Source organism: Pseudomonas edaphica (genome assembly GCF_005863185.1).
In the GTDB taxonomy this organism is placed as follows: domain Bacteria; phylum Pseudomonadota; class Gammaproteobacteria; order Pseudomonadales; family Pseudomonadaceae; genus Aquipseudomonas; species Aquipseudomonas edaphica.
The window spans coordinates 1-2,410 of sequence record NZ_VBVZ01000801.1; the positions used below are offsets into that span (position 1 = coordinate 1).

A 2,410-nucleotide genomic window follows, 5' to 3' on the forward strand; every position below is an offset into this window, starting at 1 on the left:
AATGCAATCTTTCAGACAGGCAGATATTGACTGACCCACCGCTTTCGCGAGCAAGCCCGCTCCCACACTGGTCTGTATAGCGTTCAACGCCCAGCTATCGCAGCTTCGATGGCGGCCACATCGATCTTGGTCATGGTCATCATCGCATCGAACGCACGCTTGGCGATGGCCGGGTCGGCATGCGTCACCGCCGCAGACAAGACGCGCGGGGTGATCTGCCAGGACACGCCCCACTTGTCCTTGCACCAGCCGCAGGCGCTGGCCTGGCCGCCGTTGTCGATAATGGCATTCCAATAGCGGTCGGTTTCGGCCTGGTCGTCCGTCGCCACCTGAAACGAAAACGCCTCGCTGTGCGGGAACGCCGGGCCACCATTCAGGCCCAGGCAGGGAATGCCCAGCACGCTGAAGTCGACGGTTAATACATCGCCTTGCTTGCCCGCCGGAAAGTCGCCAGGGGCGTGATGCACGGCCGTAACAGCGCTGTTCGGGAACGTCCGGGCGTAGAAAGTGGCCGCCTCCAGGGCGGTACCGTTGTACCAGAGGCAGAGGGTGTTTTTGTTCATCTTGGGTCTCCACGGGGTGGTTGGGTGTAGAGAGTCTAGACGGTCGATCAAGGTTTATCGGGTGTCAGCTGTTGGGCTATCGCGGCTTTGTCGATGACCGACCAGACCTGCGCAATTTTCCCGTCGCAGCACTCGTAGAATACGTTTTCATCGAAGGCCACGGTCCTGCCGTTGATCGGCAGCCCGAAGAACTCGCCTCTGGGGCTGACGTTGAAATTCAACCGGCTGGCGATGGTAGGCGGGTCGGCTACCAGCAGTTGGATGCGAAACACCAGGTCCGGGATCTCACGAAAGTCGCGTTCCAGCATCGCGCGGTAGCCTGCCAGGCCGACGGTGGTGGCGTTGTAGGTCACCTGCGGGTGGACGAAGTGGCCCAGGTGCTCCCAGTCCTGGCGGTTGAGGCAGTCGATGTAGCCTTGGTAAAAGTCGGCGAGTTCGATTCGGGTCATGTCGCGTTTTCCCTGTTCGTTGAGTGCGCAGGCTTGTCCTCACGCCCTGCGCGCCATCAACAACACCGCCGCCGCCGCCGATAACAGCCCGGCGCAGCAGCGATTGAATAAGCGCTTGCCGCTGGGTTCGGCAAACCAGCGGCGCATGTGCGTGCCCATGTAGGCGTAGGCGCTGATCGCTATCCATTCCAGGCCCAGGAACATCGCACCCAGCAGCGCGAATTGGGGGGTGATCGGTTGGCCTGGCACTACGAATTGCGGGAGGAACGCGGTGAAGATCAGGATGGCTTTCGGGTTGCCAGCCGCCACCAGAAACTCCTGACGTGCCAACGCCCACAATCCCACCTTGTCCGGGGCTGATTCAGCTTCTTTCTGCGGGTTAGCCCGCCACAGCTGAAATGCCAGATAAAACAGATACGCCGCACCGAGAATCTTGATCCCGTAGAACAACAGCTCCGAAGTCTGCAGCACCACCGCCAAGCCGGCAGAGGCGAGGGCGATCATGCCGGCAAAGGCCAGCAAACGGCCAATACCCGCAAGGCAAGAAGTGCGATAGCCATAGCGCGTGGAGTTGCTTACGGACAGCAGGTTATTGGGGCCAGGCGCCATGTTCAGGGCGAAGCAGGCGGGGAGGAAGAGGGCGAGCGTGGCGAGGTCCATGGCGGCTCCGGAGTGGGTCGAGCGGGAGCGAGGAGGATAAAGGGTCTTGAGGGGGTTGGACAATCCGCAAAAACCGCACCAGGCGCGGTGAAATACCATGAGTGTTTTGATGCGACGCAATGATCCCTAAGTACGCGTGCTTTCACTTTAAAAGTGTTGGGTTCACCGCGCCGGCCAGAGGCGTGCACAAAGATAAAAGATGGACGGGGCCAGCGCGAAGGCTGGTCCCATCTCGCGGGCGGCTCAGCGCTTCGCGGCTTCACACTCGTTACGTAAATTGCTGTCTTGAATGTTGCCGCAGCTTTGGCCGTTGCTCTTGGCATTGCAATAAGCGCGTTGATCGCTGTCGCTGATGTTGCCGCAGCTTTGCCCGTTCATTTCTGCCTGGCACGTGGCTCGAAGGTTGCCGTCACTGATATTGCCGCACCCGGCGTAAGCGTAGCCACTGAGCATCAACAATATTGCAATGATGACTCTCATTATTCTCTCCATGGGTGTCAGGAAGTAGCCTGACGCTGACTGATCCATGCTGCTTTTGCTGCGCTAGCGAGCCGTCAAATTGACATCGTTGTTTAGAGAAGTTCCATCGGCAAACGCCTCCACATGGTAAACCGCCGGTTCTGCAGAGAAGTACGCCTCCAACCCCGACATAAACACACGATGATCTTCACTCGCCTCAAACCCCGGCGTGTGATCCTCCAAGGTCTCCCAGCGCACTCTCAAGTTGCACACCTCTTG

The 2,410-nt window shown here is 59.3% G+C and carries 4 protein-coding genes and 1 pseudogene; all 5 read right to left on the reverse strand.

Features of this window, described 5'->3' with window-relative positions; genetic code table 11:
- Nucleotides 1-83 precede the first annotated feature (83 nt).
- On the reverse strand, nt 84-563 hold the full coding sequence (locus tag FEM54_RS30615) for a VOC family protein (RefSeq protein ID WP_017138934.1): 480 nt from the start codon (nt 561-563) through the stop codon (nt 84-86).
- 47 nt (nt 564-610) lie between these two features.
- Nucleotides 611-1,012, reverse strand: a complete 402-nt coding sequence (locus FEM54_RS30620; RefSeq protein ID WP_138454069.1) for an ester cyclase — start codon at nt 1,010-1,012, stop codon at nt 611-613.
- Nucleotides 1,013-1,051: 39 nt separating this feature from the next.
- Complete coding sequence (locus tag FEM54_RS30625; protein WP_138454070.1) at nt 1,052-1,672, reverse strand: LysE family translocator; 621 nt, start codon at nt 1,670-1,672, stop codon at nt 1,052-1,054.
- Nucleotides 1,673-1,915: 243 nt separating this feature from the next.
- Nucleotides 1,916-2,152 (reverse strand): hypothetical protein, encoded by a 237-nt coding sequence (locus FEM54_RS30630; RefSeq protein WP_017138931.1) that lies wholly within the window; start codon nt 2,150-2,152, stop codon nt 1,916-1,918.
- Nucleotides 2,153-2,215: 63 nt separating this feature from the next.
- Nucleotides 2,216-2,410: pseudogene (locus tag FEM54_RS34465) on the reverse strand (antibiotic biosynthesis monooxygenase family protein); the annotation flags it as partial.

Bases quoted from the DNA above. Each gene is read 5' to 3' on its own strand.
- FEM54_RS30630 (WP_017138931.1), bottom strand. From the start codon at position 2,152: ATGAGAGTCATCATTGCAATATTGTTGATGCTCAGTGGCTACGCTTAC.
- FEM54_RS30625 (WP_138454070.1), bottom strand. From the start codon at position 1,672: ATGGACCTCGCCACGCTCGCCCTCTTCCTCCCCGCCTGCTTCGCCCTG.
- FEM54_RS30620 (WP_138454069.1), bottom strand. From the start codon at position 1,012: ATGACCCGAATCGAACTCGCCGACTTTTACCAAGGCTACATCGACTGC.
- FEM54_RS30615 (WP_017138934.1), bottom strand. From the start codon at position 563: ATGAACAAAAACACCCTCTGCCTCTGGTACAACGGTACCGCCCTGGAG.